A 1,321-nucleotide genomic window follows, 5' to 3' on the forward strand; every position below is an offset into this window, starting at 1 on the left:
TGTGATGAGTCGGGTCATGGTTTACACATGAGTCGCGTGATCGGTTACGGGTCCTGGCCAGCGGCCGGGGCTTTTTTGTTGGTTGCGCCAGTAGTTGTGGTCGGGGTCGATGTGGTGGCTGGCGATGAGTTGGTGGGTGGCGGTGGCCACGACGCTGACGGTGGTGGCTGTGACGATGATGAGGACTTTGGTGCCGGCGTGGGTGCGGCCGATGCCGAGGTGGTGTAGGCGACTGGCGTGGCGCAGGGTGAGTTTGCCGTATTGGTCGACGGTGTCGTGGCGGATGCGGTAGTGCTCGGTGGGTGGGTGCCCGGCTGGGCTGGTTTTGGGTAGGGCGGTGTAGGCCTGTGCGGGGGTGGTGTGTGCGGGCAGGGCGCGGTGGGTGCGGTGGTTGTTGTAGATGTCGCGGAAGGTGTCGAGCAGGGTTTGCAGGGCGGCGAGGTCGGCGGGCGGGGGGCGTTTGGCCAGCCAGCGTTTGAGGGTTTGGTGGAAGCGTTCGACTTTTCCTTGGGTTTGGGGGTGGCTTGGCCGGCCGTTTTTCTGGGTGACGCCCAGGGTTGCCAGGAGTAGTTCGAATTCGTTGTGGCCGTGGGTGAATCGTGCGGTGTAGACCGCGCCGTTGTCGGTCAATGTGGAGGCGGGCAGTCCGTGGCTGTTGACGGTGTGGGTGAAGCTGGTCACCACGTCTGGGCCCGCCGACGCGGCGGTGTGCGGTGCAGGCCAGCAGGTATCGGGAGTGGTCATCGAGCCAGTTGAGGATTTCGGCGTCGGTGCCGTCGGCCAAGTGCCAATGGGTGAAGTCAGATTGCCAACACTCGTTGGGTTGGGTGGCCGCGAAGCGGTGATAGGAGCTGCGTGGGCGTTTGCGGGGTTGCGGGGTGATCTTGCCGTGGTGGTGCAGGATGCGCCGGATGGTGGAGGTGGAGGGCACATGAAGTCCTCTGCGGGCCAGGTGGTCTTGCAGGCTCAGCGGTCCGGCATCGAGTCCGTCGTCGACCAGCTGTTCGCGTAGGTGCACGATCGCGGCGATCACCTCGTCGCTGACCGCCTTGGGGTTGCTGTGCGGGCGCCGCGAGCGCGCATCGACGGCTGGCAGGCCGCCCTGGCGGTATCGAGTGAGCAGCTGATGGACCCACTGGCGGGAAACGCCGAACCGCGCGGCGGCCTGGCTGACGGTGAGTTCCTCGGAGATGACGGACAAGACGATCACACGGGGTTTCGACACTCACGCAGCGTCAACGATGACCCGACTCACCGTGTCAACTATCACTGTCAACGATGACCCGACTCATCTGTCAACGATGTCGTGAACCCACACACC

At 64.6% G+C, this 1,321-nt stretch carries 1 pseudogene; it reads right to left on the reverse strand.

Annotation, left to right across the window (positions count from 1 at the left end):
• Window positions 1-21: 21 nt before the first annotated feature.
• A pseudogene (locus AC5Y4C_RS20945) lies at window positions 22-1,225 on the reverse strand (IS481 family transposase).
• Between the last annotated feature and the right edge of the window lie 96 nt (window positions 1,226-1,321).

The sequence above is a fragment of the Mycobacterium sp. NGS35 genome (assembly GCF_059812855.1).